The sequence below is a fragment of the Acinetobacter sp. MF4640 genome (assembly GCF_002018895.1).
In the GTDB taxonomy this organism is placed as follows: domain Bacteria; phylum Pseudomonadota; class Gammaproteobacteria; order Pseudomonadales; family Moraxellaceae; genus Acinetobacter; species Acinetobacter johnsonii.
This window is the reverse complement of sequence record NZ_MVOM01000007.1, coordinates 1-26,682: the sequence shown is the minus strand read 5'-3', so window position 1 is coordinate 26,682 and position 26,682 is coordinate 1. Positions and strand designations below refer to the sequence as shown.

Genomic DNA, 26,682 nt, shown 5'->3' with positions numbered 1-26,682 from the left:
CATCAACGTGCTTAAAAACTGATAGAATATGGGGTTTTATTAATTTTATAAATTGTTGCTTTGAGAGTTACTATGTCACTGGAAGCCCTGACCACTGAAGCGCTTGCTGCGATTGCAGCAGCAGAGGACCTTGCTACACTCGATCAAGTACGAGTGCAGTTTACGGGTAAGAAAAGCCAGCTCGCTGAGCAATCAAAAGCTTTAGGTAAAATGGACCCTGAAGAGCGTAAAAATTTTGGTGCGCAAATTCATGCAGTCCGCGAAGCGATTACCGGTGCTTTAACTGAACGCCAAACACAATTACAACAAGCGGCGTTGGCGCAAAAACTTGCAAGTGAAACGGTGGATATTACTTTACCGGGTCGTGGTCAAACGATTGGTAGTATTCACCCTGTTACTCAAGTACAAGAGCGTATTTGTCAGTTCTTTACCAAAGCGGGCTTTGTGATTGAAACTGGGCCAGAAGTTGAAGATGACTATCACAACTTTGAAGCTTTAAATATTCCAGGGCATCACCCTGCGCGTGCAATGCACGATACTTTCTATTTCGATGCGACACATTTACTACGTACTCATACTTCGGGTGTACAGATTCGTACCATGGAAACCCAGCAACCCCCGATTCGTATTGTGTGCCCGGGGCGTGTATATCGTTGTGACTCTGACCAAACGCATTCGCCAATGTTCCATCAAATTGAAGGTTTGTATGTAGCTGAAAATACTAGCTTTGCAGAACTGAAAGGTTTATTGGTTAATCTATTAAATGAATTCTTCGAAAAAGACTTAAAAGTACGTTTCCGTCCATCTTATTTCCCATTCACAGAGCCAAGTGCTGAAGTGGATATTATGGATGAGCGTGGTAAATGGTTAGAAGTGCTTGGTTGTGGCATGGTACATCCAAATGTCTTGCAGGCAGCAGGGATTGATCCTGAAAAATACAAAGGCTTTGCTTTCGGTCTAGGTGTGGAACGTTTTGCGATGCTTCGTTATGGCATCAATGACTTACGTATGTTCTACCAAAACGATGTGCGTTTCTTACGCCAATTTGCTTAATAGTTTAAACAGTTATTTTAGAATTATTGAAATCCCCCTAAATCCCCCTTTATAAAGGGGGACTGGTCTACCTAAAACGGTGGTGTGTTTTCCTCTCTTTAAAAGAGGGGTTAGGGGAGATTAAGGACATTGAATTTATGAAAATTAGCGAAAATTGGTTGCGTACATGGGTTAACCCAGCCGTTGATAGCAATACATTATCTGACCAACTGACCATGCTGGGTTTAGAGGTCGATGATTTATCACCTGCGGCAAAACCGTTTACTGGCGTGGTTGTTGGTGAAGTGTTGACTGTAGAGCAACATCCCGATGCAGACCGTTTACGTGTGACCACGGTGAATATTGGTTCAGGTGAACCTTTACAAATTGTTTGTGGTGCGCCAAACGTACGTGTCGGTATGAAAGCCCCTGTGGCGACCATTGGTGCTGTGCTTCCAGGTGACTTCAAAATCAAGAAAGGCAAACTTCGTGGCATTGAATCACAAGGTATGCTATGTGGTGCGTCTGAAATTGATCTAGAAGATAAAATTGATGGTCTTTTAGAGTTAGCCGTTGATGCACCCGTAGGTGCGGATATTCGTGAATATTTAAATTTAGATGATCATGTGATTGATATCAGCATCACGCCAAACCGTGGTGACTGTTTCAGTATTCGTGGTATTGCCCGTGAAATTGGGGTGATTAACCAACTGACTGTGACTGCACCTGAAATTAATGCCGTTGCTGCGACCATTGCTGATGAGAAAAAAGTTGTGGTGAGCACTGAAGGCTGCCCACGCTATTTAGGTCGTGTAATTAAAAATGTGAATACCAAAGCAGCAACCCCAGAGTGGATGGAACGCGCTTTGGTTCGCTCAGGGATTCGTCAGCACAGTATTTTGGTTGATATTACTAACTATGTACTGATGGAGTTGGGTCAACCGCTACATGCTTTTGATGCGGCAAAAATTCAAGGTTCAGTCCAAGTTCGTCAAGCGAATACGGCGGAGAAATTGGTTCTACTGAATGAACAAGAAGTTGAGCTCAATGAAAAAGTCATGGTGATTGCGGATGATGAAAAAGCATTGGCGATTGCAGGCATCATGGGTGGCTTGTCTTCATCTGTTACCGATGAAACCCAAGACATTTTCTTAGAGTCTGCATTCTTTGCCCCATTAGCCATTGCAGGTCGTGCCCGTAGCTTTGGCTTACATACCGATGCGTCGCAGCGTTATGAGCGTGGCGTGGATTTTGAACTCCCAATGCTGGCAATGCATCGTGCATCACAATTGATTGCTGATTTGGCGGGTGGTGAATTTGGTCCGATTACTGTTGCTGAACAAGCTGAAGTTTTGCCTAGGCGCGAAGCGATTGAGCTAGAACAAACACAAGTCGATCAACTGTTGGGTTATCGCGTAGATGCTGCATTTATTGCGGATGCATTAACCCGTTTAGGTTGTGCTGTGACGGTTAAAGCAGAAGGCCAGTGGTCTGTAGTGCCGCCTTCACACCGTTATGATATGGCGATCTACCAAGACCTGATTGAAGAAGTCGCGCGTATTCATGGTTATGACAATATTCAAATCAGTTTGCCAAAAATTGAAGCGAAATTGGCTCAATATCAAGACCAATTTGAAATAGCTCAGCTTCGTCAAACCCTCGTGACTTTGGGTTATCAAGAAGCGATTAGCTTTAGCTTTGCAGACTTAAAGCTTGAGAAGCAACTCAATGCGGCTGTGAATCCTTTGGCTTTGGCTAACCCAATTTCAAGCGATTTAGCGGTGATGCGTTCAACACTGCTCTCTAGTTTGATTCCTTGTGTGCAATACAACGTAAACCGCCAACAAAGTCGTGTACGTTTCTTTGAACTAGGCTTACGCTTTGACTATCAAGACGCTGAATCTATTCATGATTTGAAACAAATTCCTACCCTTGCAGTGATTGCAACAGGTGCAAAAACTTCAGAAACTTGGCATGCTAAACCTCAAGCTATGGATTTCTTTGATTTCAAAGGTGAAATTGAAGAAGTATTGGCAGCAGGTCGTGTGCAAGTAGACTATGTTCGTTCTGAGCGTAGCTGGTTGCATCCAGGACAGTCTGCTGAGGTTTTAGTCGATGGTCAATCTATTGGTTACTTTGGTCGATTACATCCATCTTTAGAAGATGCACTGGATTTGAGTACAACTTGGGTGGCTGAACTTGATCAATCGGCTGTTTTGCAAACTTATGTATCTAATTTTACAGAATTATCACGTTTTCCGTCGGTTAGACGTGATATTGCGCTTTTAATTAGTGATAAGATAAATGTAAGTGAAATTCAGCAACTTATCGAAAAAACTGGTGGTGAGCTTTTAGACTCGACTTGGTTGTTCGATGTGTACACTGGGCAAGGTGTTGAAGACGGTAAGCGCTCATTGGCATTTGCACTTCTTTGGCAACACCCATCACGTACGCTCGAAGATGCTGAAATTAAATCCGGTATGGATCATATTTTACAAGTGTTGGAAAACACTTATCAGGCGACATTGAGGGCTTCATGACAGCATTAACAAAAGCGGAAATGGCTGACCATCTTAGTGAGCTCACGAGTTTAAACCGTCGTGAAGCTAAACAAATGGTCGAGTTGTTCTTTGATGAGATTAGCCAAGCGCTAATCTCTGGTGAGCAAGTTAAACTTTCTGGTTTCGGTAACTTTGAGTTGCGTGATAAACGTCAACGTCCAGGTCGTAACCCGAAAACGGGTGAAGAAATTCCGATTTCTGCACGCCGTGTAGTGACCTTCCGCGCAGGGCAGAAATTCCGCCAGCGTGTGGGAAATGAGCAGATCGATTGATCTGCTTTTTTTTTGCTTAAAATTTTGGTGACGTTTGGTTGATTAAATTCTTGCCAGATAACGGAACGTCGTTTTTTGATAAATTTTGAGCATAAAAAAAGAGAGCCAAGGGCTCTCTTTTTTTATTACTAATCGAAAAGATTAGTGAGCAGCTTCAGAAGCGGCAGCTTCAACAGCTTCAACAGCTTCAGAAGCAGCAACAGTAGCTTCAGAAGCAGCTTCAGAAGCGTCTACAGCAACTTCAGAAGCAGCTTCAACAGCTTCAGATGCAGCAGCAACTTCAGATGCAGCTTCAGCAGCAGGAGCTTCTTCTTTCTTAGCACAGCCAACGAAAGCTAAAGTAGTAGCAACTGCAGCAGCAATAGCAATTTTTTTGAATAACATGGCATCACTCTCTAAAATATGAGATTAAAAAAAACCGACGTTAGTCTGTTGTGTGCTTTTATTGTTCCTAATTTTGCTAGGGACTAACAATGCAGGAGCAGCCTAACTGGTCTGCAAATATGCTATCACTGCGCATTTTGAATTGCTACTAGCTGGGATGAAAAAATTGATAAAAAAGGTCTAAAAACAGGGCTTTTTTAACAGAAAATAACAATCAATGATGAGGTTTGTATTGGAGAAGTGCCAAATAAACATTTAAAAAGATGAAGGTTATTTATTTCAAATTTTTGTTTATCAAAAACTTGCAAATAAGTTTACAGAGAATCGGGTGAAATGTTGCTTTGTGTAAGCTAAGTCAACCAAATAAAAAGGCTGTCGTTAAGACAGCCTTTTTAGGTAAAGCAGGTCGGATTAGCTGGTCGCTTTACGCTTCATTTGATCAAAGAAATCATCGTTGGTTTTGGTTTCTTTCATGCGATCAAGTAAGAACTCCATTGCTGCAAGTTCATCTTGAGTATGAAGTAACTTACGTAAAATCCAAACCTTACGTAGATTGTCTTCAGACATTAGACGCTCTTCGCGACGGGTGCCCGACTTTTTGATGTTCATCGCAGGGAAGACACGTTTTTCCGCAATACGGCGATCTAGTGTAATTTCTTGGTTACCTGTACCTTTAAATTCTTCGTAGATCACTTCATCCATTTTACTGCCAGTTTCAATCAGGGCAGTAGAGATGATGGTTAGTGAGCCACCTTCTTCAATATTACGTGCTGCACCGAAGAAACGCTTAGGGCGTTCCAGCGCATGTGCATCCACACCACCAGTTAAAACCTTACCAGATGAAGGCACAACCGTGTTGTAAGCACGTGCTAAACGGGTAATGGAGTCGAGTAGAATCACAACGTCTTTCTTGTGCTCAACCAAACGTTTTGCTTTTTCAATCACCATTTCAGCCACTTGAACGTGACGAGCTGGAGATTCATCAAACGTTGATGCAATAACTTCACCACGAACAGTACGTTCCATTTCTGTCACTTCTTCAGGACGTTCATCAATCAGAAGAACGATGAGGAAGCATTCAGGGTTGTTACGCACGATCGACTGAGCGATATTTTGTAACAACATGGTTTTACCCGCTTTTGGCGGTGCTACGATAATTGAACGTTGGCCTTTACCGATAGGTGCAACCAAGTCAACCACACGTGCGGTTAAATCTTCTGTCGTCCCATTACCAAGTTCCATCACCAATTGCTCGGTTGGGAAAAGTGGTGTTAGGTTTTCAAACAAGATTTTATTGCGTGAGTTTTCAGGAGTGTCGTAGTTAATTTGGTTCACTTTTAACAGTGCAAAATAACGTTCGCCTTCTTTCGGTGGACGAATGGTTCCTGTAATGGTGTCGCCAGTACGTAGATTGAAACGACGAATTTGAGATGGACTAACATAAATGTCATCTGGGCCTGCAAGGTAAGAACCCGCTGCAGTGCGTAAGAAGCCGAAGCCATCTGACAGAATTTCCAAAACGCCATCACCAAAGATCTCTTCGCCATTCATCGCATGGCGCTTTAAGATGGCAAAAATAATGTCTTGCTTACGATTACGGGCCATTCCTTCCAGGCCCATAAATTCGGCAATTTTGATGAGTTCGCCAATCGGTTTTTTCTTGAGTTCGGTTAAATTCATAGGAGGTCAGATAAGAATCAAAAATTCTAAAATACAGGATGAAAAGGAAGCAACATTTAGCCGCAGACATGCAATGAAGTAACGCAATTGTATTTGCACAATAACAATTCAGAGGACTGATTCATTGTTTAAAGAAAAATGTGTCAAAACAATTTGTATTGCCGAGCGGCGATCTTATGTGTTGTGTCTTTTAAGAAAATGGCAGGATTGAATAATCCTTTATCTCTTGATCATGCAATATAAGAGAGAAAGTTAGACTTGTCAATTTATAGCCGAAAAAAATACGCTGTTGTTTAAACAGCGTATTTCATTTTTTGATCTAAACAGATGCTTAAATGTTTTCTTCAATGAAAGCCGTTAGTTTCGATTTTGGTGCAGCGCCCACTTGTTGAGCGACAACTTCTCCATTTTTGAACATCAGTAATGCAGGAATGTTACGGATGTTATAGTTCACAGCCGTTGCTTCGCAAGCAGTGACGTCAACTTTAACAATTTTCACTTTACCTTCGTATTCGTTCGCCAATACTTCTAATACAGGTGCAATGGCTTTACACGGTGCACACCAACCTGCCCAGAAGTCAACGAGCACAGGAACGTCTGATTGCAGTACATCAGCGTCGAAGTTTGTATCAGTTGTATTTACGATATTGCCAGACATGGATAACTCCAGTTTCAATTTTTGGATAGTTTTATGGCTAATAGTATGTCATAGCCTGCTATCACTGAGTAGATGGATTCCTAAATTTTCAACCTTTAGTTTGAGTTTGTCTAATTGATGCTCACGATGTTACTGATCGTGTAACACAATTGTCATATATGCTGAAATTTTAAAAGCTCGTCAATTTCTGACCATAAATGGCTTTTAAATTGCATGGAGGTGAATTAATCTAAGCACAATTCTGTATAGGTTTATATTAAATCATGTCTGATTTTTTGATTGATGAAGAGTTACTTGCTGCCATCGATATGGGGTCGAACAGCTTCCACTTAGCGATTGCGCGAGTGGACCATGGCGAAGTGAAAAAAGTTGCGTCAATGTCAGAAAAAGTACAGTTAGCAGCGGGTTTAGATGAAAACAAAAACTTAACAGAAGCCGCACAGCAGCGTGGTTTGGCCTGTTTATCTCGCTTTGTCGGACGTTTAGGTTCGGTTCAGCCGAATCGTTTAAGAATTGTGGCGACCAATGCGCTACGCCAAGCCAAAAATGGACATGAATTTATTCAAAAAGCGGCAGAAATTTTGCCGAAGCACATCGAAATTATTGCGGGTCGTGAAGAGGCTCGACTGATTTATTTGGGTGTATCTCATACCATGGTAAACAGTGGGCGCCGCCTTGTGATTGATATTGGTGGGGGGTCGACAGAGTTGATTATTGGTGAAGAATTTGAGCCCATTCATACCGAATCTTTACAAATGGGCTGTGTAGCATTTACCAAAGCCTTCTTTGTTGATGGTGAAATTAACCAAAAAAGTTTTGATAAAGCCGTGGTTGCAGCACGTAAGGAGCTGTCGGGTATTGCCAATACCTATAAAGAAGCGGGTTGGGATACGGTGGTCGGTTCGAGTGGAACCATCAAAGCGTGTCGTCAAATTACCGTGAATATGGGCTGGAGTAATGAAAAAGAAGAACTCACCCGTGACGGTTTAGATAAGCTCAAAGAAAAATTGCTCAAATATAAACACGTCGCTGAGATGGAATTTGATGGCCTAAAAGAAGACCGTCGAGCAGTTTTGCCAGCCGGAATCGCTATTTTGTATGCCATTTTTGATGTACTCGAACTGGATAAACTGGTGTATTCGGATGGTGCCCTGCGTGAAGGGGTGATGTACGACTTGCTGGGACGTTTTCAACATGAAGATATTCGAGATCGTTCTGTACAAGCGTTAATGGGCCGTTATAACGCCGATCCAAAACAAGCTGAACGGGTCGTGAACATGGCTCAGCATTTGTTTGATGGTGTGGCGGATTCGCTAAAATTAACCACAGAAGACAGTGATTTACTGCGTCGAGCGGCTTATCTGCATGAAATTGGTTTAGCGATTAGCCATGCGGGCTACCATCGTCATGGCGCATATTTATTGCAACATTCTGACATTGCGGGATTCTCGCAAATTGATCAAAACCATCTATCACATTTGGTGGCCCATCACCGTCGTAAGCTGCGCAGTGACGCACGTGTTGATGTGATGAAGGTCGGTGGCAACAAATTAGTCTATCTGTGTTTGTTACTTCGCCTCGCAGTTTTACTCAATCATAGTCGTAGCGATCAGATGCTTCCTGCCATTGAATTAACAGTAGGCAATGCGCAACAATGGCAGTTGAGTGTTTCTGGTAATGCCGCGCAATGGCCTTTGCTGGTTGCAGACTTGCATGATGAGCAAGCGCAATTTAAGCATTGGGATGTTGAGCTGGATATCCAATCAGAACAATTTGTCGATGAATAAATTGGTCAATTAGGGATTTATGGTTGAGCTATGAAGAATAAAGCTGCGCAATCCAAAGCATGGACGACGGTTCAAATTGCACGTCATCCTGAGCGTCCGCAATTTTTAGATTATGTGAGTGAAATTTTTACCGAATTTGATGCTTTGCATGGTGATCGCTTATTTGGTGATGATGGTGCAATGATCGGTGGATTAGCTCGCTTTGATGGTCAGCCAGTCATGATTGTGGGTCAACACCGTGGTCGCAGTACGCGTGAAAAGTTACAACATAACTTTGGTATGAGTAACCCAGAAGGTTACCGTAAATCACAACGTTTACTCGATATGGCTGAACGTTTTAATCTACCCGTCTTTACCTTTATTGACACCATGGGTGCATATCCAGGTGTGGGTGCAGAAGAACGTGGTCAGGCTGAAGCAATTGCAACATCTTTGGCACAACTTTCAAGCTTGAAAGTGCCTGTAATTGCAACTGTACTCGGTGAAGGCGGTTCAGGTGGCGCACTGGGCATTGGTGTGGCTGACCGTGTGGTGATGTTATCCCATAGTATTTATTCAGTCATTTCACCTGAAGGCTGTGCATCTATTTTATGGAAAACAGCTGAAAAAGCAGAACAAGCCAGCGAAGCTTTGGCATTGACTGCTGAAAAACTACAGAAAATTGGTATTGTTGAATATGTGGTCGATGAAGGTGAGGGCGCTCATCTCAACCCAGAACAAGTCATGCATGCTTTAAAAACCGTTTTAAAAGATGCATTGGCTGAGTTGCAACCAATGGATGCGAATGAACGATGCGAAGCACGTTACCAACGTTTAATGAAGTTTGGCAGCGACAATTTAGGGCTAGTGTCTTAACTGAGTTTCAGGATACGCCTGAACAGCCTCATTTTTTAATCGGATGTAGTGGTGGCATGGATTCCATGCTGCTACTGCATTTGATGTCTCATTTATTTCCCAAGCGCATTCGCGCCATCTATATTGATCATCAATTGCAGGATGTTAGTCCGCAGTGGGGTAGCTTTGTTCAAGAACAATGTTATGTCTTGGATGTCCCATGTGTGATTCAAGCGGTGGATGTTGATCTAGGCAATGTAGAAAGCCAAGCGCGTAGTGCACGTTATGCGGCCTTTCAGAAGCATCTTCTTGCCAATGAAATTTTAGTTCTCGCCCATCATCAACAAGATCAAGCCGAAACCGTTTTACTCCGTTTACTCTCTGGTGCGGGGATTCATGGACTTGCTGCCATGCAGAGCATCGACATACGAGAGCAATTTACAATTTGGCGCCCGCTATTGGCTTTGTCCAGACAGCAAATTGAGCTGTGGGCCGCTGAGATGCAACTAAGAAATATTCAAGACCAAACCAATTTTGATACCAGTTATGATCGGGCATGGTGCCGAGCCGAATTGTGGCCAATTTTAGAACAACGCTTTCCGAAAATGCAACAAGCTTTGGCACGCACCAGTTATTTGATGCAAGATGCCGAAACGATTTTGGCTGATGTGTTGGCCCAAGATTGGGCCAGTTGCGGGAATGCTGCGGTTTTAAACTTAACCTCATTTCGTCAGTTATCTGCCCCGAGACAGCGACAGTTGTTGTCCGCTTGGATGAAAGGTGAGGATATATATCGTCCTGCTTTTGATATGGTGCAACGCTTGTTTGATGAAGTGATTGAATCCAAAGTGGATGCTCAAGCCGCATTGCATTGGAACCAATATTATTATGTACGCTATCAACAACAGCTCTTTCGTGTCAGTAAAGCCGAGTATTTGGCGGAACAATTTCAGACGATTGAGTCAATTGAGCAACGGTTTAGTTTAGATCAAGCTTATGCATTGGCTTCAGGGCAATTTCGCATTGAAACACAAAAATATGGACTGTCTTCTGCATTATTAGAGCAGCCTTTACAGATAAAACCACGTTTAGGTGGAGAAAAATTGCATTTGTATGGACGTGTTGGGGCATGGCCGTTGAAAAAAGCCATTCAGAGCGCACAAATTTTTCCGTGGCAACGTCATACAATACAAATATTAAGCATAGATAATGTTATGCTTGGTGTTTTTACGCCTAAAGGATTTTGGTTGGTCGAGTCGGCTTATTGTGAAGCGGGTGGATGGCAACCAAATTTAATCGCTTAGTTAAAAAATTCAGGATAGAGAAATAATCATGAGCGCAGTGTTGAATCGTAATATTTGTTTTATCGGCGGTGGTAACATGGCTCAAGCCCTCATTGGTGGCTTGATTTCACGTGGTTTACCTTCAACTCGCATTACGGTTTCTGATCCTGTTGAACAAGTTCGTCATTTATTGGCTGAAAAAGACTTGGTGGTGACTGAGGATAACGCATCTGCTATTCGTGAAGCCGATGTCGTGGTCTTAGCGGTTAAACCTCAAGTTTTAGCCAATGTTTTAAAGCCATTAAACGGTTTATTTGACGGTAAGTTGATTATTTCGATTGTTGCGGGTGCTGAAATTGCAACGATTGCTGCATTAGCTGGCAGTAATCGTATTGTTCGTGTGATGCCCAATACGCCTGCTTTAGTACAAACAGGTGCGCATGGTTTATATGCCACTGATGCTGTAGATAAAGAAGACCGTGATTTGGCGAGCCAAGTACTTGCTGCGACAGGTTTGACTTTATGGGTAGGCGAGGAAGCGCAAATTGATGCTGTGACTGCGGTGTCTGGTTCAGGTCCTGCGTATTTTTTCTATATGATGGAAAGCATGATCCGTGCAGGTAAAAACCTCGGTCTAGATGAAAAAGTGGCAACGGCGTTGACGTTGCAAACTGCATTGGGTGCGGCACAAATGGCAATCACGAGCTCAAATACACCAGCTGAATTGCGTAAAAATGTCACTTCACCGAATGGTACAACTCAAGCGGCACTTGAAGTGTTTGATCGTGCACAAATTTCACAAAATATCCAAGCTGCATTGGCTGCTGCTCAAAAGCGCAGTCAGGAACTTGCTCAAGAGCTGAGTGAAAGTAGCAAATAATCGTTTTATTTAGGAAAGTTCAGGTATGGGTGCAAACTCTGCGCTAATTTTTGGCATCATTATTAACGTTGCAATTTTACTGGTGTTCTTCCGCTTTCTCATGCAGTTGGCAGCGGTTAACTTTTATAACCCAGTGGTGATGTCGACCGTAAAAGCCACAAAAATTGTGGATATGTTTGGTCGTATTTTTCCAAATGTAGCGAAAGGCCGCGTTAACTTAGCGGCTTTAGTGCTTTTGGTTTTATTGTACTTACTGAAAATTTTTGGCGTCATGTATCTCTCTGGAGCGATGCCGAATAGTCCTGTGCATTTGGTCATTCTAACTTTTGTGACCATGATTCAGGACTTGATTCGTTTTTGTCGTTACCTAATTTTTGCAACGATTATTTTAAGTTGGGTGGTGATGTTTACGCAATCACGCTCGCCTTATATCGAAGTGATTCAAGAGCTTGCTGAACCATTATTGGCACCGTTTCGCCGTTTATTGCCCAATATGGGGATGATTGATCTTTCTCCAATCGTGGCGTTCTTGGCGCTGTATATAGCTGAAATGATTATGAATGAAGTGGCGATTGTTCTGCTCACTGGTTTATAAGCTTTTAGCGAATAAAAAAGGACTCGATTGTGAGTCCTTTTTTGTTGTTGAAATTTTTAGGTGAAGACGTTGATATTTCTTCTAGGAAGTAAATGAGCTTCATCCCAGCCTTCCTCCTAGGAGGAGGAAGGTGCAAATGTTTTAGTGGGCTTCATCCCAGTTTCGACCTTTGCCGACTTCAACCAACAATGGCACAGAAATTTTCAAAACAGATTGCATCACGTCTGCCAGTTTCGAAGCCAGTTCATCAGCAATACTTTTATCGACTTCAAAAACCAATTCATCGTGTACTTGAAGTAGCATTTTGGCTTGATTTTTAGGCAGCATTTGATCAACTGTAATCATCGCCATTTTAATAATGTCCGCAGCAGAACCTTGCAGCGGTGCATTAATTGCGGCACGTTCAGCCGCTTGTTTGATTATTTTATTGCTTGCCATAATATCGGGCGTATACAAGCGACGGCCTAAAATGGTTTCGACAAAACCTTGTTCACGTGCAATTTGACGGGTACGTTCCATATAGTCGAGCACGCCCGGATAACGTTGGAAGTATTTCGCAATATAGCCACGCGATTCTTCGCGGCTAAAACCGAGTTGACGGGTTAAGCCAAACTCAGACATGCCGTAGAGTAGACCGAAGTTGACTGCTTTGGCCTGACGACGTTGGTCTGACGTGACATCTTCAAGTGCAACACCTAAGACTTCAGCCGCTGTACGACGGTGTACATCTTGTCCATGATTAAAGGCATCGACCAAGGCTTCATCTTGTGAGAAATGCGCCATTAAACGCAGTTCAATTTGTGAATAATCGGCTGCCAATAATACGCGACCTTGTGGTGCAATAAAGGCTTTACGAATTTGACGCCCAATTTCCTCACGCACAGGAATGTTCTGTAAGTTGGGGTCGGTCGAAGACAGACGACCAGTTGCGGTCAGTGCTTGGTGGTAACTGGTATGCACACGATGGGTATCACTGTTGGCTTGTTTTAATAAGCCATCGGTATAGGTGCTTTTTAGTTTGGATAAACCGCGATAGTCCAAAATTAGCTCGGTAATTGGGTGGTCAATCTTTTCTAAAACACTTTCAGAGGTACTGTACTGACCTGTTGCGGTTTTTTTGCCGCCCTTGAGTCCGAGTTTATCAAACAGAATTTCACCGACTTGCTTAGGCGAGCTGACATTGAAACTTTGTCCTGCCAGTTCGGTAATTTGGCTTTCAAGGTTGGCCATGGTATTGGCAAACTCAACACCAAGTTGGTCAAGGAAGCCTAGATCCAATTCAATGCCATTTTCTTCCATGATGGTCAGGACACGGGCAACTGGCATTTCGACATTGTGCAAGATATTGACCAGTTCGGGATGCTTTTGTAGTTTGGCATCGAGCACTTCAAATAGGCGATAGGTTACATGGGCATCTTCAGCGGCATAGTGCGCGGCGGTTTCGATCTCAATTTGGTTAAAGGTTTTCTGTTTTGCACCTTTACCTGCCACTTGTTCAAATGTCGTGGTTAAGTGGCTGAGGTAGAGACGCGAAACGTCATCCATCCCGTGACGAGTCGCCACAGCATTGAGTACATAAGATGCCAACATGGTATCGAAATACCAGCCTTTTAGCTCAATGCCATGATTTTCTAAGACATGTGCATCATATTTCAAATGATGACCGATTTTCTGAACCGACTCATCTTCTAAAATAGGTTTAATTTGCGCCAAGATCTGTTCACGATCTAACTGCGCAGGTGCATTTTCATAATCATGCGCAAGTGGAACGTAATATGCATCTTGCGCATCGAACGCGACCGAGAAACCAACAATTTGCGCTATGCGATAGTCTAAACTGGTGGTTTCAGTATCAAAGGCAAAACGTTTTTCTGTACTTAAACGTTTGAATAATTGAGTCCACTGTTCTGCACTGAGCACAGTATGGTAATTCGCTTGACCCAGTTGGTCATCGACACTGCTTTGAACGGCCTGATCTTCTGTATTGATGACGGTTTCAGACTGCGCTGATTTGGCAATGTGTTGCGTCGCTTGTTTGTAGGTTGCACTATTGGGATTGTTTGGATGATCGAGCGATTGCAACTGCTGACGGAATTCAAGCTCGGTATACAGTGAACGTAAGGCTTCGGTATTCGGATCTTGGAGTTTCAGATCGTCAAAGGTCAATCCTGTCTCCAAGTCACAGACAATACTTGCCAGTTGGTGATCAAGCGCAATTCCATCGGCATGTTCTTTGATGTTTTGACCGACTTTGCCTTTAATTTGATCGACATTTTCTAAAATGCCACCAATTGAGCCATATTCTGTTAATAGTTTTGCTGCAGTTTTAGCCCCGACACCCGGAACCCCCATAATGCCGTCAGAGGCATCGCCCATTAAGGTCAGATAGTCAATAATTTGGTTTGGCCACACCCCAAACTTTTCAAACACGCCATTCACATCCATCGGCTTGTCTTTAAAGCTGTCTTCTAAGGTGACTTTATCGGTCACCAACTGTGCCATGTCTTTATCGCCTGTGGAAATCAGCACTTGCTGTCCCGCGGCTTCCGCACGTTTGGCTAATGTCCCGATGATGTCATCTGCTTCTGCACCTGGGAGCATGTACAAGGGGATACCCAAAGCACGAATTAAGGCATGCAAATATGGAATTTGTTCTGATAATTCCTCAGGCATGCTTGGGCGGTCACCTTTATAAATTGGTGATAGCACATGACGAAAAGTTGGTTCTGGTGTATCAAAAATGACCGCCATATGTGTTGGCTGGGTACGACGCATCAGTTTTTGGATGGCAGAAATTGCCCCACGAATTGCATTGGTATGTAAGCCAGTTGACGTGGTGAGCGGTGGCAAAGCATGAAAAGCACGAAATAAAAAGTATGAGCCATCGACCAAGACAAATGGTGGCATTGCAAGATTCCTTATCCAAATAACCCGTTTATTGTACGTGATTTTGACGCAGAACAAAGTGTATTGATGTACCGATTGGCATAGATGGTTACGGTTATGCGCTTAAAGATGCACTACAAGCTGATGTATTATTTGAAGATGAGAAAAAGAGATTGAGAACGGATGCAAACTGGACAGCGTGAAATTCGCATGATGTGGTTGATGGGGCTCACGATTGTTGCTATTGCAGCATGGTTTCTGGCTGTACCGCTGTTGAGTGCATTGTGTGGAATTGCTTTGATCATGAGTGTTATGCACTATGTCGATAGCATTGAAAACCCCAGTGCGAGGTTGGCGGAACAACGGGGCATTGCTTTTCAGCCAACGTCAAAAGTGCCGCTTTACCTTGCTGCTTTCGTCATTTTGATCGGTATGGTGGGACAATGGGGCGGACTCATTGGATTGGGGATCAGTGGCTGGTTGTTCTTTTTCTTTCGATGGTTGCGTCATCTAGAATATCTATTGTTATCCGTGCAAGCACAGCCATATCAGGTGATATCTGACCGATTCACAGAATCTGAAAATTCTCCCTCTTTACCCACTACTCTAAACAACACAGATGATTTAAGTCTCAGTGAGCAAGTGAAACGCTGGCTTTGGCAGGGCAATCCTGTCTTAAAAGTTGCGATTGTGATACTGCTGATTGGGCTTATTTTATTATTACGCTTTGCCACCGAACATTGGCAGTTGAGTCTTGCTGTTAAACTGAGTCTCGTTGCTGCGGTAAGTCTGGGCGTTGTGGTCTTTGGTTATGCGCTCCTACAAAAGAACCGTAGTTTTGCTTTGGCTTTGGAAGCACTTGGACTGTCAGGTTTATTTTTGACTTTATTTTTTGCTTACTACAACGGTGTGATTGCAAGTTTAGTGATTGCAAGCCTGTGCTTTGTGGTGGTGATGGCGCTTACACTTTGGCTCAGTTTAAAACAGCAGTCGATTGAGCTGGCGTTGATGGCACTGATCATTGCTTATTTGGCACCTTTTACTTTGCCTGTACGGAATGCCACTGCGATAGAACTGGTGGCCTACTATTTGGTCATCAATATTGCGGTTGCTGTTTTAAGCACGTTCAGGCCGTGGAAAGTCCTTAACCAAATTGCTTTTTTAATGACGGTGGTCGTAGGCGGAGCTTATGCCTTTTATCAGGGTAAAGCGTCTGAGCGAGACATGCTGGCCGTGTTGGTTTTGGCACATAGTGCGGTCTTTATTTGGTTGAGTTTTCGTTATAGTCAACTGTTGGCGCGTGAGGATTTAACTCAGTTTAAGTTAAAACCGATTTTGGATGTGGCTTTGATTTTTGCTGCCCCTATTGTTGCTTTTGCTTTTTTGTATGTGATGTATTTTGAGGAAACGATTTGGCAGGCAGGCTTTAGTCTGAGTTTTGCAGCGCTCTATGCCATGCTTTATCAACTGCTAAAAAGAACCCATAGCGTTGAGCTGATTGCGCAAAGTTATCTCAGTTTGACTTTGGTCTTCTTGGCACTGATTCCCCCTATTTTACTGCCTGATCAGTGGGGTGTGGTGGGTTGGAGTATTGAGGGTGCACTGATCTTTATGTATGCCTTATATCGAAACTCTGCCCTGAGTCGTTATTTGGCGATGGGCTTATTGGCCATGGCAGGGCTCTCAAGCCTGTACTATGTGGTGGAGCTTAATCGTTTTCCAACGGAAGTCTATTGGGCGCTATGTCTGAGTTATTTTGCTGTGGTTGCCGTTGCCAACAGTGTAGAGCGCTTTAGACAACAGTTGTCTTTTGCCACCATTGCCTTTTTTTGCTTACAACTGCTTTCAGCAACCAGCATGTTGTTTATCCTACTTTTGGATGAAATCGACAGTAAAAGTCAGGTAACGATGGCACTGCTGATTATTGTGCTTTTATATACAGTACTGAATGAATGGTTGCTCTACCGCAAAGCCAGTTGGTCATGGCTATTACCCAAATGGATTGGCCTGATTCCGCTGTATGCCGTTGCCTTCATTTTCTTGGTGGGATTGAGCCATGATGGCATCATTATGTGGTCGTCTGGTTTAGATCGCCTCTTCTTTGCTTTAACAAGTGGATTACTCACGTTGCTGTGGTTGCGCCCGTTACAGGGCGTAGAGGATGAGCAGGAGTGGGTGAGTTTGGGGGCTTTACTGAGTTTAGCGCTGACCAGCTTAACCCTCATTCCAAGTATGCCGTATTTGAGCATGGTCATTTTACCGCTGGCCTTTGCTGCATGGTGCTACACACAACCGACTCAAACGCGATGGAGACAGTTTTGGCAAGCACGCAATACCTTAGTGCTCATGTTGTTTTGGATCGTGTGTTCTCAGATCTTTAGCCAACAAGCTTTTGCAGGGTACTGGTTACCCATTTTCAATCCATTCGACTTAGTTAGTATTGCGATGCTGATTGGTTTCATTTGGATGCTGAATTTACAAATGAAAGCGGGTTTGGAAAAAAGTCTGGGTGCCATTTTGATGATGTCGAGTCTACTTTGGCTCAGTAGTTATGTGGTGCTGCGTGCGCTGCATGTCTATTTTGCAACACCCTATAATGACTGGAAAATGTGGGAAAACGCCTTGGTGCAACTGAGCTTTACTTTGCTTTGGGTCAGTTTGGCTTTCATTTGCATGCTGACGGCGACCAAACGGAACTTGCGTTCATTGTGGATTTTTGGTGGGTGTATTTTAGTTCTTGTGACGCTGAAATTGGTCTTGTTTGACTTATCTCACATTGGGACACTCACCCGCGTGATTTCATTTTTAGGTGCAGGTTTGGTGATGTTGGTGATTGCGTATATTGCACCGATGCCTGAACTTGAGGAAAAGACCAATTAAACAAATTCAGCTCCTTATGTCTGCAGGGATCATAAGGAGCTGAGGCTATTTATTTGATATTCGGTTCTCGTTTCAAGGCTTGCGCATTGGCATATTGATCAATTTCTTCATTGGATAATGGACGCGAAAGCGGATGATCGACAAAACCCATTTTCGGCACAGGAATTTCGATTTGGTTATCTAAGAAACCATTACGAATACGTTCCTGCATTTCATCACGCACTTGCAAAAAGTGTTCTTGCTGACACCACACGGCAAACAGTAACTCAATCGAAGACTCACGAAAGGCGGTGACGGTGACGGCAGGTTTAGGGTCTGCAAGCACCAAAGGATATTTATTAGCCACATCAATCAGCACTTCACGTACTTTAATGATGTTCTCATGAAAGTTAATCGCTAGGGTGATGGGAATACGCCGTATTGGAAACTTAGAGAGGTTGTGAACAGGCGCTCGAATCAGTTGTTCATTTGGTAGTCGTACATAAATGTTGTCCTGAGTGAGTAGCTTAACCGAGAGGAGGTCAATTGAAATGACTTCACCTTCAATGGTATTGCCACGAATAAGGGTGATTGAAATGGTGTCACCAATTTCAAAAGAACCTTCACCAATCAGGAACAACCCACTGATTAAGTTGGATGCTGAGGTTTGTGAGGCAAAACCCAAAGCAACCGTCAAAATACCTGCGGCGCCTAAGAACACACTGAGTTTAAAACCAGCTTCTTTGAGGCTGGCCATCACAAAAATTAGAAAAATAAAGTAAAAAATACCACGACGCCAGACCAGTCGTTGGTGGGCGTTAAACTTGGTGCCAATGGTTCGGATAAAGGTATTTGAAACCAGACGTGCCAAGAGAAACCCAACAAAACACAGCACTAAGGCAATTAAGATTTCCGTTAGTCGTTCTGTATTGATGTTGGTAAAAATGCCTTTTAGGCTACTGGTAATTTCTTGGGGAATATTTGAGTTTGGCATCTGTCCCCCTTAGAAGAATGAATCAAACATATTAAATAATGCGCTCGCCGAAGAGCGCGGTGGATGCACATAAATCACTTTGCCTGCATGCGGAGGCGTACGGTTCTCGATACGGATTCGCGGTGGCCGATCGGCGCCTTCATGTAAGACTTTAATTTGCGATGTCCAAAGTCGATCCGTACTTTCACTATAAAATAAAGGCAGGGCTGAAACAGGTACGTTCATGCGGTCAAAACGCAGTTGTAAATGGCTGGTGTTGTGGAACTCAATGGGCGTCACTGCACGAAATGCACGTGGTTTGAGTTGATGCAATTCAGTTCGACCATCGACAGCCGTAGCGTAGGCAATTTCACCTGTACGGTGGTTTGGCCCAAACCAAGTTTCTTTGGGTAAAATCACAGGAATATCAAATAGGGGATCGCGCTGACCTTGAATAAAACCCGAAATCCATAATGGAGTGCTGATATACAGCGTCCCGCGCTGACCCGCTGGAATATAAATCGGATCGACAGGTTTAATCACCACTGAACGATCGGCCAAACGTGGCATCAGCTGAATCGTATGATGGGTGTTTTTAAACATGTAACGTTTAATTTCAACGGGTTGTGGAAAGGCGAAATGTGGGTCTTCTATCGCATGCCATTTTTGCTCATAGTCATATTGAACTTGAGGACGATGAAACTCTAAACGCCACTCTTGTAGACCGCGGGTGAGGCGAAAAAGTAATGAGCCGAACTGCCACGCACGGGCTTGATTCAACTCAAAGTTGTATTCCCCCCACCATTTTAAATTGGGGCTATCCGATTCAAACAGTTCATTCATATTAGGCAACAGCACATTTCCTTATATTGCAAATCAGTGAAAAACAGACTTCACGCTGTCATATGCTTAGAGTACACTCAAAATAATATTTTTCATCATTATTATAATTTTAAGATGCAAGTGCTTAAACAATTACAAATTCCCTATAGTTTTGCGAAGCGTCATGGCGTGCTGTTACGTTACGAAGGCGATCAAGCCTTTATTGTGCGCCGTGAAAGTACCCCGTTGTTGGCTTTGCAAGAGGCACGTCGTTTTTTAGGTGTGGCAGCACAACATCAACTGTGTAGTGATGAAGAATTTCACCAGCTTTTAAGCAGTAGTTATGCTGGGGATAGTGGCGAATCACAACAAGTGGCCGCAGGTTTAGAGGATCACCCCGATTTACTCAGTTTAGCCGACCAAGTGCCTGAAGCTGAAGATCTGATGGATCAAGAAGATGATGCTCCAATTGTTCGTTTGATTAATGCGTTATTGTCTGAAGCCATTCGTGTTGGCGCATCTGATATTCATATTGAAGCCTTTGAAAAGAAACTATCGGTGCGTTTACGTGTCGATGGGCAATTACGTGAAATTGTGCAACCACGCCGTGAACTAGCACCGCTGTTGGTGTCTCGTATTAAAGTCATGGCAAAACTGGATATTGCGGAAAAACGGATTCCGCAAGATGGGCGTATTTCACTGCGTTTAGCCGGGCGTGAAGTGGATGTGCGTGTATCGACTTTACCCTCATCACATGGCGAACGTGTGGTGATGCGTTTATTAGATAAACAAGCCGGTCGTTTGAACATGACCCATTTGGGCTTATTGAAACCTGACTATGAGCGTTTAACCCAATTGGTGCATCGACCACACGGGATTATTTTGGTCACTGGGCCAACAGGTTCGGGTAAAACCACAACGCTTTATGCAGCACTTTCGGACCTCAATGACGGATCGAAAAATATTTTGACCGCAGAAGACCCGATTGAATATCAACTGGAAGGGATTGGACAGACACAAGTCAACACCAAAGTCGATATGACTTTTGCGAGAGCCTTAAAGGCCATGTTGCGTCAAGACCCTGATGTAGTCATGGTGGGTGAAATCCGTGACTTGGAAACGGCTGAAATTGCGGTACAAGCATCGCTCACAGGGCATTTGGTTTTATCTACACTGCATACCAATACGGCCATTGGTGCGGTCACTCGTTTAAAAGACATGGGCATTGAACCATTTTTACTGTCGAGTTCTTTGATTGGTGTCATTGCACAGCGTTTAGTGCGAACCTTATGTAGTCACTGTGTGACATGGCATGAAGCCGATACTTTTGAAACACAACTGTTTCAGCATTTGAATCCAAAAGCAGAACTTCAGTTACCTCAACCGAATGGCTGTGAACGTTGTGCACATACAGGTTTTACAGGGCGGACGGCGATTTATGAAATTGTCGCTGTGGACGATCAGATGCGCCGTTTAGTTCATGGCAATGCCGCTGAATATGAATTAGAAAGTTATGCCCGACAACACTCAGGCTCTATTCGTGATGATGGTTTGCGTAAAGTGTTGGCTGGGAAAACCACACTGGAAGAAGTATTACGTGTGACTAATGAAGCGGCAGAGTAATGAATAAAGCTAAAGATTAAATTTAAAAAATGAAATTTTAGTGGGCTCATTTATTTTGAAATGGAGTGCCTTTAAAAAATGCAAGTTCCAGTGCTCTGTATTCCGTAATGTCATAACCAACTTTTTGTTTCATTAACTCAAAAAATGCTGTAAATGCTTTTTCATTTTTTAGCTCTTCGATCAGCTTTAAATACTCAATATAAGCTCTGGGCTTTTCTAGTCTGTATTTATGTGGTTCTACATTGTTTAGAAATCTAAAAACACTGCTGTCCCAAATCGCATATTGCTTTGGGTTTATAAAATGTAAGAGTTTTGATGTACCAACAAGTGAATTGTTAAAGGTAGTTTTTAGCGTTGTAAGTTGTTGTTCATCGATAAGTTTGCCTTTTTTGACTTCATTTAAGATGAAGACAACTTTTTCTGTATTTTTAAGATTTAGCGCTTTTAGGATCGTGGGCATCCAAGAATAAGTAAAACTTATTCCGATAACCAAATTCTCTAAATTGATAGATTCTAAATTTTGGAAGTAATTTAAAAAATAAGGATAGGAAAGGAGATAATTTTCTTCAGTCGATTTGAAATTATTTGCAATATTAGTCAGTTGAAGAAAAGTTTCATCATTTGATTTGTCACGTTTCATTTTAGGTGTTTTTCTACATTGTTTAAGTCAATATAGAATATTTGAATAAATTAAATCCACCTAAAAATTAGTCTTTCTTTTTAAGTGGATGTTCATTTAAAAATTAAACAATCACATTCAACGTCACATCAATATTGCCACGCGTTGCATTTGAATAAGGGCAAACAATATGTGCTGCATCCACTAATTTTTGCGCTTCTGCATGCTCTAAACCTTCTAAGTGAATGTTCAAGGTCACTTGAATACCAAAGCCTGTTGGAATCGGGCCAATACCTACATCACCTTCGATATAAACATCAGGTGTAATTTTTAATTGGTCACGGTTAGCAACAAACTTCATTGCACCTAGAAAACATGCAGAATAACCTGCGGCAAAAAGCTGTTCAGGGTTCGTTCCACCACCTGCGCCGCCCATTTCTTTAGGAACGGTGAGTTTTACATCTAAAATTCCATCAGAAGAGGTTGCGCGACCATCACGGCCACCTGTCGCTTTAGCATGTGCTGTATAAACTACTTTTTCTAAAGACATTGTGATTCCCAGAATATTGTATTTGAGTTCTTATCCTGTCCTAAATTGCAGAAAGAATAAGCAGTGTTTTTGTAAATTTATACAGAGTGTGCTTACGATTAGGTTGAAGGTTTAGTTAATTAAAAATCAATGATATAGAATGCTATTATCGTTTTTTAACATTCGCAATCAGGGCTTGTCGATGTGAATGAAAACTGAGAGCGATTCGAGCGATTATTAATTTTTAAAGGTAAATAGAGTCATGTATTTTATGAGAGCTAGAGATACTCAATGAAAGAGCAGTAGTGAATCAATATGAAGTTTTTGTTCGAAGAATAACCTTGTTTTAAACGATCGCAGCGTGATTAAAACTGCACTAATTTTCGGTGTTGCATCAACGGCATGCTTTCACGGATTTGAACTTGTTCTGCCAAGTCAAAAGGTACAGTAATCAACTGCGCGCCTGGGTTAAGAATCAAATCCAAAACTTGACCACGGCTATTGGTTGCTGCTGCATGTCCCCAAGTTTGTCTCTTTTCACCATGCCAACCTTGTTGCGCTGCGCCTAACACGATGCTTTGGCTATCCATCGCACGGGCTTGTAATAATAACTGCCAGTGCATTTGCCCCGTGGTGTAGGTAAATGCAGCAGGAGCAGTCAAAATATTTGCACCACGCGCGCGTAAAGTTAAAGCCAGTTCAGGAAAGCGTAAGTCATAGCAAACCATTAAGCCAATATTACCAAAAGGTGTTTTTGCCACAACGACATCTGTACCAGGTTCAAAAAACTTAGATTCTTGGTAGCCACCCACAGCATCGCTAACTTGTACGTCAAACAAATGAATTTTGTCATAACGTGCTTCGGTCCGTTCAGGGCTAATGCAAAGACTGACTGTACGAACACGACCATCTTCAATAACAGAACCATCTGGACGGAACGGGCATGGGAGAGTACCTGCGACGATCCAGATCTGATATTGATGAGCAAGATTTTCTAAACGCTTTTGAATGTCTTCAAACTGTGCTGCGGTCTCACGTTGTTTACCTGCGGCAAAACAAACGAAGTTTTCGGGGAACACAATAAGTTCAGCACCATTTGCTTTACTTTGTTGAATGAGAGACTCAATGACAAGGAAGTTTGCTTCAATGTCATTTTGAGAGTTCATCTGTACAACAGAAAGTAAAGTCATAAATGGGCCTACAAAATTTGTTGTTATGCGTTTTGTTGCTGTGACACTTGATCGAGGCTGTCTTGTTCTTTTTGCAACTGTTTGACCAAAGGTTCAAACATATTTTGATTACTTTGATTCAGTTCCATCAAAGTTTTATGTGCATCTAGTACGGTGTTTAACATATTACGATGTGTAATGTGCTCTTCCATCAGTTCGAGGGTACAAACGTTTGGATCGCCACAGTAGTTTAAAATCACAAAAACCTGCCCTAGCCCCATACTGTTGGCTAAGGTAGTGATATCAGAGTTGGTGGACAACATGACAGCTTGGATATTATGGATCTGTTTAAGCTTTAAGCCTAACTTTGCCAAAATGCCTAACACTGTGCTGTCGATGAATGTAGTTTGGGTTAAATCTACGATTGCACCAACAACATTTGACTGTTGTTCAATACGGTTTAAAAGTTTGTCTAGACTGATACAAGATTGGGCACGCACTTCGCCAATAAGCTTAAAAATATGCGTTCCATTCAAGCTTGCATATTCAACATGACCTGTTGACATATAAATGCCATTTGCAGAGAAGGATAGGAAATTATCCCATAGGGCAAATACTTACTCAAGTATCTAACAGTCTTAGAAGATAGGATATTGTAATAAGTTATTGATAATTTGATTAATTCATTCGACGTAAACTTAATATAGCAATATCGTCTGCAACATGCTCTGGTGCTTCAAAGGATTGATTTTGCAAATGATAGACCAATTGTGTGAACTGATCATTCAGTCCACCATTGAAAGGTTCGAGTGCACCATCGGAACAAATAATGAAGCGGGCATGGCGGTTGAGCACACATTCATGCTCTTCAACTTCCAGCTCTTCAGTCAGGCCCAGAGGAAAACTACTGGTATGTAATATTTTAGGAGCTTGATTTGGCTCAAAGATAATTGCGGGGGGATAGTGTCCTGCACTCGACCAACGAAGTTGATGTGTTTCGAGGTTTAAAATCCCTGCAATCATGGTGATATGCTTTTCAATATTCTCTTGAACCAACATGCCATTGAGTTTCTTAATTAACCCACGCGGTGTTTTGGCACGACCATGAAAAGCCGCCATCCAAGAGGTTAATAAGCTACTGGTGACCCCATGACCAGATACATCAGCCAAATAGAACATCACTTCTTTATCGCTAATTTTCCAATAATCAAACCAGTCTCCAGACAAATAAGCAGAAGGCTGAAAAAACGTTTCAACGGTGTAGTTTTGGAGTTCTATAGGGTTTGGTAAAAGTCGTTTTTGTAACTCTGCTGCGGAAGGCAGATCGCGACTGTCTTGATTACGCTTATATTGAGCATCAATTTTGAGTAAGGATTGCTGTGGGTTACTGGGCAGTTTATTCCACATCCAACCTGCTAAAGCACCTAATTCCCAAGCTTGGGCTAAAGCACTACCTTCATTTTCAAAGGCAAGGACAATGGTAGGCAGTGTCCATTTATAATCTAAATAATCTTGGATATCGGCAATAGCAATAATAGTCGGGTCATAAAGATCAATGTCTTCTATGCGAATCATTTGCACACTTGGTAGTGTATCTAGCACCTGTTCTAAATATGGAATATGGCGAGAAGGTTGAATGAAATACATAAAAAAAATGGCTTATCCTTAGCATTAAGCTATTGCTTTACTATAACAAGCAAATTACAGCTAGAGAAAAAAAATTCAACTCTAGCTGCAATACATTGTTATTCCGTATCTAACATTTGATGCGATTCATTGGTTGATGGAGAGCTAGAAGAATCATCATCACCGACATCATCAATGAACATCCCTTCAGCTTCTTGGCCTTTTTTCTCAGCAATAATGAAGTTTTTACGTTGTAAATAAATATCACGAATTGAGGAATATTTGTCGCCTTGAATCGCACCCTCAATATCAATCAGTTGTGATCGCACATCAATACCACGTAAAGTCTGTTCCGCCCAATACAGGCCTTCTTCATCTTCTAATATGTATCTTTGTGGGCGTGCATAGCCGTCAATAACCAAGCCAAAGCCATCACGGAAAGTACTTGGCCCAAAAACAGGAAGTACTAGGTATGGGCCAGATGGAACACCCCAATAGCCAAGGGTTGTACCAAAATTTTCATCTTCAGTTTCTAAACCCAAACGCGAAGCAGGATCTGCAAAGCCTAAAGTGGTTACCGTATTAATGGTAAATCGACCTAAAGTTTTTGCGGCGCGGCCAGGACGACCTTGTATAAGTTGGTTTACCGCATTCCAAGGTTCACCGAGGTTTTTACGGAAGCCACTATAAGAGTCACGAATCGGTGAAGGGATCTTTTCTTTATATTCCACCGCAATTGGGCGAACGATCACACGGTCTAAAGCATCATTGACGGCAAAAATTTGTCTATTTAAAGGTTGAAGCGGATCTTTTACATTATCAGGTTGTGCTGCATTGGCATCTACTTTTAAATCTTTTGCTTTAATATTTTTTAATTCTTTAAGCGAAGAAGATTGAGCTGTTTGCGGATCAGCACTGGTATCTATTTCGCTGGCAGCTGTAGGCGCTACATCTTCAGCAAATGCAAATGTTGTAAAGCCTACAAAGAGTAGACCAGCACATAAGTGGCGAATGTGTTGCATATAAAAGAGTTCCGGAACTTTATAATCAGCAGGTGAATTAAAAAAATAATCTTTTAACTATCTTAACAGCTCTTTATTGCTCATTGTTAAATCAAATTTTAAGAAATGTTAGTAAAAAAGCGACATTTTGCTGAATAAATAAACAAGTGGAAGTTTTTTTATAAATAATTGAAGAAAGGGGGTTGTGTTGGGTGTGAAATGCTGTAGAATGCACATCCATCGGCGGTGATGTTGATTAAAACTTGTTGAGAAACAAGGATTTAGCCCAAGCGGTAGAATCTGGAAGTCTTGAATAGGTTTAAAAATAATTAACAAAACCAGTTGACTTTCTCTTGAAAGAGAGTAGTATAGCCGACCTAGCTTGCTGGTGACGAATCAGCAAGAAGATCATTAAGAGATTATGAAGAACAACTTGTGTGGATTTTTACTGATTGATCGATCGAAAATATTTCATTGATTGAATGGTAAAAATTACTCGAAGTTTATTTGAGAAATATTTGTCAGAAAATTGATGAGCCAAGATTTGTAGCCATAAGCTACTAATGATTTTTAACTGAAGAGTTTGATCATGGCTCAGATTGAACGCTG

22 protein-coding genes are annotated in these 26,682 nt (G+C 42.3%); 10 read left to right on the top strand and 12 right to left on the bottom strand.

Features of this window, described 5'->3' with window-relative positions:
- Nucleotides 1-72 precede the first annotated feature (72 nt).
- The 3 genes from pheS to MF4640_RS03560 all read left to right on the top strand — a co-directional run bounded on the left by pheS (nt 73) and on the right by MF4640_RS03560 (nt 3,865).
- Nucleotides 73-1,053, top strand: a complete 981-nt coding sequence (pheS, locus tag MF4640_RS03570) for a phenylalanine--tRNA ligase subunit alpha (protein ID WP_004979194.1) — start codon at nt 73-75, stop codon at nt 1,051-1,053.
- A 137-nt stretch (nt 1,054-1,190) separates the two neighbouring features.
- Nucleotides 1,191-3,572: a phenylalanine--tRNA ligase subunit beta gene (gene pheT, locus MF4640_RS03565; RefSeq protein WP_078388712.1), complete on the top strand. Its 2,382-nt coding sequence runs from the start codon at nt 1,191-1,193 to the stop codon at nt 3,570-3,572.
- Nucleotides 3,569-3,865: an integration host factor subunit alpha gene (locus tag MF4640_RS03560; RefSeq protein ID WP_004649746.1), complete on the top strand. Its 297-nt coding sequence runs from the start codon at nt 3,569-3,571 to the stop codon at nt 3,863-3,865. Before pheT ends, MF4640_RS03560 begins: the two co-directional genes overlap by 4 nt.
- A 141-nt stretch (nt 3,866-4,006) precedes the next feature.
- Here the strand turns inward: MF4640_RS03560 and MF4640_RS03555 are convergent, their stop codons facing one another.
- The 3 genes from MF4640_RS03555 to trxA form a co-directional block, all read right to left on the bottom strand.
- Nucleotides 4,007-4,249 carry a hypothetical protein gene (locus MF4640_RS03555; RefSeq protein WP_078388711.1) on the bottom strand — a complete coding sequence of 81 codons (243 nt, stop codon included), beginning with the start codon at nt 4,247-4,249 and terminating at the stop codon, nt 4,007-4,009.
- 411 nt (nt 4,250-4,660) lie between these two features.
- The gene (gene rho, locus MF4640_RS03550; RefSeq protein WP_078388710.1) at nt 4,661-5,929 is read right to left on the bottom strand and encodes a transcription termination factor Rho; all 1,269 of its coding nucleotides are present in this window, start codon (nt 5,927-5,929) and stop codon (nt 4,661-4,663) included.
- Nucleotides 5,930-6,260: 331 nt separating this feature from the next.
- On the bottom strand, nt 6,261-6,587 hold the full coding sequence (gene trxA, locus MF4640_RS03545) for a thioredoxin (protein WP_078388709.1): 327 nt from the start codon (nt 6,585-6,587) through the stop codon (nt 6,261-6,263).
- A gap of 263 nt (nt 6,588-6,850) precedes the next feature.
- Between trxA and ppx the strand changes: the two genes are divergently transcribed.
- Genes ppx through MF4640_RS03520 form a run of 5 tightly spaced genes read left to right on the top strand, consistent with a single transcriptional unit; the run spans nt 6,851 to nt 11,966 of the window.
- Entirely contained in the window at nt 6,851-8,374 is a 1,524-nt protein-coding gene (ppx, locus tag MF4640_RS03540) for an exopolyphosphatase (protein ID WP_004692262.1), read from the top strand.
- Between the two features lie 30 nt (nt 8,375-8,404).
- On the top strand, nt 8,405-9,229 hold the full coding sequence (locus tag MF4640_RS03535; protein ID WP_078388708.1) for an acetyl-CoA carboxylase carboxyltransferase subunit alpha: 825 nt from the start codon (nt 8,405-8,407) through the stop codon (nt 9,227-9,229).
- Entirely contained in the window at nt 9,166-10,512 is a 1,347-nt protein-coding gene (gene tilS, locus MF4640_RS03530) for a tRNA lysidine(34) synthetase TilS (protein ID WP_078388707.1), read from the top strand. Before MF4640_RS03535 ends, tilS begins: the two co-directional genes overlap by 64 nt.
- Before the next feature lie 28 nt (nt 10,513-10,540).
- Nucleotides 10,541-11,371, top strand: coding sequence for a pyrroline-5-carboxylate reductase (proC, locus tag MF4640_RS03525; protein ID WP_078388706.1), 831 nt, complete (start codon nt 10,541-10,543; stop codon nt 11,369-11,371).
- A 25-nt stretch (nt 11,372-11,396) separates the two neighbouring features.
- Nucleotides 11,397-11,966 carry a YggT family protein gene (locus MF4640_RS03520; protein ID WP_004979206.1) on the top strand — a complete coding sequence of 190 codons (570 nt, stop codon included), beginning with the start codon at nt 11,397-11,399 and terminating at the stop codon, nt 11,964-11,966.
- A gap of 141 nt (nt 11,967-12,107) precedes the next feature.
- Here MF4640_RS03520 and polA read toward each other — a convergent pair whose 3' ends face one another.
- Complete coding sequence (polA, locus tag MF4640_RS03515; protein ID WP_078388705.1) at nt 12,108-14,873, bottom strand: DNA polymerase I; 2,766 nt, start codon at nt 14,871-14,873, stop codon at nt 12,108-12,110.
- Nucleotides 14,874-15,035: 162 nt separating this feature from the next.
- On the opposite strand from polA, the gene MF4640_RS03510 reads away from it, so the two are divergent.
- Nucleotides 15,036-17,732, top strand: a complete 2,697-nt coding sequence (locus MF4640_RS03510; RefSeq protein ID WP_078388704.1) for a DUF2339 domain-containing protein — start codon at nt 15,036-15,038, stop codon at nt 17,730-17,732.
- A gap of 49 nt (nt 17,733-17,781) precedes the next feature.
- Here MF4640_RS03510 and MF4640_RS03505 read toward each other — a convergent pair whose 3' ends face one another.
- Nucleotides 17,782-18,705, bottom strand: coding sequence for a mechanosensitive ion channel family protein (locus MF4640_RS03505; RefSeq protein ID WP_004692251.1), 924 nt, complete (start codon nt 18,703-18,705; stop codon nt 17,782-17,784).
- Nucleotides 18,706-18,714: 9 nt separating this feature from the next.
- The gene (locus tag MF4640_RS03500; protein ID WP_078388703.1) at nt 18,715-19,527 is read right to left on the bottom strand and encodes a hypothetical protein; all 813 of its coding nucleotides are present in this window, start codon (nt 19,525-19,527) and stop codon (nt 18,715-18,717) included.
- A 114-nt stretch (nt 19,528-19,641) separates the two neighbouring features.
- Here MF4640_RS03500 and gspE point away from each other — a divergent pair, with 114 nt between their 5' ends.
- Entirely contained in the window at nt 19,642-21,129 is a 1,488-nt protein-coding gene (gene gspE, locus MF4640_RS03495; RefSeq protein WP_078388702.1) for a type II secretion system ATPase GspE, read from the top strand.
- 46 nt (nt 21,130-21,175) lie between these two features.
- On the opposite strand, the gene MF4640_RS03490 is transcribed toward gspE, so the two are convergent.
- From MF4640_RS03490 to MF4640_RS03465, 6 genes are all read right to left on the bottom strand, one after another.
- Entirely contained in the window at nt 21,176-21,769 is a 594-nt protein-coding gene (locus MF4640_RS03490; protein ID WP_078388701.1) for a hypothetical protein, read from the bottom strand.
- 103 nt (nt 21,770-21,872) lie between these two features.
- The gene (locus MF4640_RS03485; protein WP_078388700.1) at nt 21,873-22,298 is read right to left on the bottom strand and encodes an organic hydroperoxide resistance protein; all 426 of its coding nucleotides are present in this window, start codon (nt 22,296-22,298) and stop codon (nt 21,873-21,875) included.
- A gap of 344 nt (nt 22,299-22,642) precedes the next feature.
- Nucleotides 22,643-23,467: a carbon-nitrogen hydrolase family protein gene (locus tag MF4640_RS03480; protein WP_078388699.1), complete on the bottom strand. Its 825-nt coding sequence runs from the start codon at nt 23,465-23,467 to the stop codon at nt 22,643-22,645.
- Nucleotides 23,468-23,490: 23 nt separating this feature from the next.
- Nucleotides 23,491-24,012: an anti-anti-sigma factor GigB gene (gene gigB / locus MF4640_RS03475; RefSeq protein WP_004692241.1), complete on the bottom strand. Its 522-nt coding sequence runs from the start codon at nt 24,010-24,012 to the stop codon at nt 23,491-23,493.
- A 112-nt stretch (nt 24,013-24,124) separates the two neighbouring features.
- Nucleotides 24,125-25,093 (bottom strand): RsbU family protein phosphatase GigA, encoded by a 969-nt coding sequence (gene gigA, locus MF4640_RS03470; protein ID WP_078388698.1) that lies wholly within the window; start codon nt 25,091-25,093, stop codon nt 24,125-24,127.
- A 98-nt stretch (nt 25,094-25,191) separates the two neighbouring features.
- On the bottom strand, nt 25,192-26,094 hold the full coding sequence (locus MF4640_RS03465) for a VacJ family lipoprotein (protein WP_078388697.1): 903 nt from the start codon (nt 26,092-26,094) through the stop codon (nt 25,192-25,194).
- Nucleotides 26,095-26,682: the final 588 nt, after the last annotated feature.